Raw genomic sequence first — 3419 nt, 5'->3', positions numbered from 1 at the left:
TTGGCGTTGTAGGGGTCGAGCGCGATGTCGGTCATCACGGCGAGGTCGGGCACCGCCGCCTTGACCGCGCGGATCGCCCGGTTCGAGAGGTTGTCGGGATTCCACGCCTCCTCGCAGAGCTCGGTCTTGAGCGCGGGATCGGTATAGGGAAAGAGGCAGATCGCCGGGATGCCGAGGTCATGGGCCTCACGTGCGGCCTCGACGATCCGGTCGACCGAGCGGCGGACCACGCCCGGCATCGAGGTCACCGGCTCCTCAACGCCTTCGCCGTCGCGCACGAAGACCGGCCAGATCAGGTCGTTCGCCGACAGCTCCGTCTCGCGGACGAGATCGCGCAACGCGGCGCTCGCGCGGGTGCGGCGGAAACGGGTGGCGGGGAAGGGGGCCTGGTTCGACGGCATGTAATGGGTCTTTCGTCGCTTCGTTCACGGGTGCCCGAAGCCGTCGCACGGCCCGCCGGAGGCCGCAATACGGCAAACCGTCCGGGGGCGTTTTTCCGGTCTGGCATCCGGGGGTTGGCCCGCCTATGGTGCGCGCCGGCACCGGATGGCCGAGGCAGACGACGGCGGAACAAGTGGACTTTTTCGACCTCGTGACCGAGGTGATCGACCTCAGGTCGTTCTCCAATCTCTGGTACTGGATCGTGCTCGCGATCCTGTGGTCGACGATGTCGAACTGGACGCTCGGCGTGCCCCACCACATCGTCACCCGTGCCCGGCGCGGCGACGAGCGGGCCAAGCGCGACATGCAGGCGCTGGCCGAGATCAACGGCGAGCGCCTCATCAGCGTCACCGACCAGTCGGGCGCCGTCTTCACCGGGTTTGCCGCCTTCGTGTCGAGCGGGCTCGCCATCATGGGCTGGGTCTACCGGGTGGAGTTCTGCCAGGCGCTGTTCCTGCTGATCTTCCCGGCCTTCCTCGTCGGCGCCCTGACGATCTCGACCGCGCGGAAGATGCGGGCTGGCGGCTACGAGGATGTCGCCCGGCACCTGCGCCGCCACCGCGTCTACGTGCAGGCCCTCGGCGTGCTGTTCATCTTCTTGACGGCCTTCTGGGGCATGTACACCAACGTGACGGTCGGCCCGCTCGGCTGAGGGGCGCGCCCCCGGGGTCTTGACACCGGACCCCACCGGCGTAGGTGAGGCGGCGCGATGGCAGACGCTCCCCCGACCACGACACGCATCCTCGCCGGCGGCGCGCCGGAGGGCTTCGACGCGACCCTGGTCCTCGCCGAACTCGCGCGGGGCGAGGGGCCGGTCCTGCACGTCGCGCGCGACGACAAGCGGGCCGAGGCGATGGCCACCGCGCTCGCCTTCTTCGATCCGACCGTGCCGGTGCTGCGCTTTCCCGGCTGGGACTGCCTGCCCTACGACCGCGTCTCGCCCAACCCCGAGATCTCGGCCGCCCGGATGGCGACGCTGGCCGCGCTGGCGCAGGGTCTCCCGGGCCGCTTCGTGGTGCTGACGACGCTGAACGCGGCGACGCAGTACGTGCCCGCGCGACGCCTCATCGCCGGCTCCGTCTTCACCGCCGAGGTCGGCGGGCGGATCGACGACAAGGAACTGCGCGACTTCCTGGTGCGGATGGGCTTTGTGCAGACGCCGACCGTGACCGAGCCCGGCGACTACGCGATCCGGGGCGGCATCGTCGATCTCTGGCCGCCGGGCGAGGCGACGCCGGTGCGCCTCGACCTCTTCGGCGACGTGCTCGACGGGGCGCGGCGCTTCGATCCGGTGAGCCAGCGCACCACCGAGGCGCTGAAGCGGGTCGAGCTCGCGCCCGTCTCCGAGGTCATCCTCGACGAGGCGGCGATCACCCGCTTCCGCCAGAACTACCGTATCGAGTTCGGCGCGGCGGGCACCGACGATCCGCTCTACGAGGCGATCAGCGCCGGCCGCAAGCACCAGGGCGCGGAGCATTGGCTGCCGTTCTTCCACGAGCGGCTCGAGACGCTCTTCGACTACCTGCCGGGGGCCTCCGTCACGCTCGACGACCAGGTGACGCCGCAGCGCATCGCACGGTGGGAGGGCATCGCCGACCAGTACGACACGCGGAAGACCGCGCTGACCCAGAAGGGGCGGCTCGACAGCGTCTACAAGCCGGTTCCGCCCGAGCTGCTCTATCTCGACGAGGCGGCCTGGGAGGCCGGGCTCGAAGGGCGCCGCGTCATACAGGTCTCGCCGCTGCGCCAGCCGCCCGGTCCGGGCGTGATCGACGCGGGCGGCCGCACGGGGCGCGACTTCGCCCCCGAGCGGCAGAGCGAGAAGCTGGACCTCTTCGGCGCGCTGGCCGACCATGTCCGCACGCTGCGGGGGGATCGGGCGGTCGTCATCGCCTCGTGGTCCGAAGGCGCGCGCGAGCGGCTGCGCGGGCTTCTCGAGGATCAGGGGCTGGGAGACACGAAGCTCGTAGACGACGCCCGCCAGATCGCGGGGGGCGGATTTGCCGGCAAATCCGGGGCGGAAAAGCCGGCTTTTCCGCTCCCCCTCCACCTCGCGGTCTGGCCCCTGGAACAGGGCTTCACCGGGGCGGGCCTGGCCGTCATCTCCGAGCAGCACGTGCTCGGCGACCGCCTCGTGCGGCCGCGCAGGAAGACGCGCAAGGCCGAGAACTACCTGACCGAGGCGCAGTCGCTGTCGCCCGGCGATCTCGTCGTCCACGTCGACCACGGCGTCGGGCGCTACAAGGGCCTCGAGACCGTCACCGCGATGGGTGCGCCGCACGAGTGCCTGCTGCTCGAATACGCCGGCGGCGACCGGCTCTACCTGCCGGTGGAGAACATCGAGCTCCTCAGCCGCTACGGCCACGAGGAGGGGCTGCTCGACCGGCTCGGCGGCGGGGCCTGGCAGGCCAGGAAGGCGCGGCTCAAGGAACGCATCCGCCAGATCGCCGACAAGCTCATCCGCGTCGCCGCCGAGCGCGAGCTGCGCTCCGCGCCGATCCTCGAGCCGCCCGGAGACATGTGGGAGGCGTTCTGCGCGCGCTTCCCCTACGAGGAGACGGATGACCAGCTGACGGCCATCGCCGACGTGCTGGAGGATCTCGAGCGCGGGCGGCCGATGGACCGGCTGATCGTGGGCGACGTCGGCTTCGGCAAGACCGAGGTCGCCATGCGCGCGGCCTTCGTGGCGGCGGCGCAGGGCCTCCAGGTCGCGGTCATCGCGCCCACGACGCTGCTGGCCCGCCAGCACGCCAGGACCTTCGCCGACCGCTTCCGGGGCTTCCCGGTGAACGTCCGCCAGCTCTCGCGCTTCGTGGGCCAGAAGGCCGCCGCCGACACCCGCAAGGGCCTCGCCGACGGGTCGGTGGACATCGTCATCGGCACCCACGCGCTGCTCGCCAAGGGGATCCGCTTCCACAATCTCGGACTGCTGGTGATCGACGAGGAGCAGCGCTTCGGCGTCGGCCACAAGGAGCGGC

Annotated in this window: 2 protein-coding genes and 1 pseudogene; 2 read left to right on the top strand and 1 reads right to left on the bottom strand. The window is 71.0% G+C overall.

Annotation, left to right across the window (positions count from 1 at the left end; translation table 11 throughout):
* Positions 1-401: pseudogene (locus ACTS11_RS19995) on the bottom strand (porphobilinogen synthase); the annotation flags it as partial.
* A gap of 173 nt (positions 402-574) precedes the next feature.
* Between ACTS11_RS19995 and ACTS11_RS19990 the strand changes: the two are divergent.
* Both ACTS11_RS19990 and ACTS11_RS19985 read left to right on the top strand, forming a co-directional pair.
* The gene (locus ACTS11_RS19990; protein ID WP_442642040.1) at positions 575-1093 is read left to right on the top strand and encodes a component of SufBCD complex; all 519 of its coding nucleotides are present in this window, start codon (positions 575-577) and stop codon (positions 1091-1093) included.
* Positions 1094-1150: 57 nt separating this feature from the next.
* Positions 1151-3419 (top strand): CarD family transcriptional regulator (locus ACTS11_RS19985; protein WP_442642039.1); only part of this gene is annotated, 2269 nt, incomplete at its 3' end.

This window comes from Roseicyclus sp., from assembly GCF_052168335.1.
GTDB lineage: Bacteria > Pseudomonadota > Alphaproteobacteria > Rhodobacterales > Rhodobacteraceae > Roseibacterium.
The sequence above is the reverse complement of the archived record's forward strand: the minus strand, read 5'-3'. Positions and strand labels throughout refer to the sequence as shown.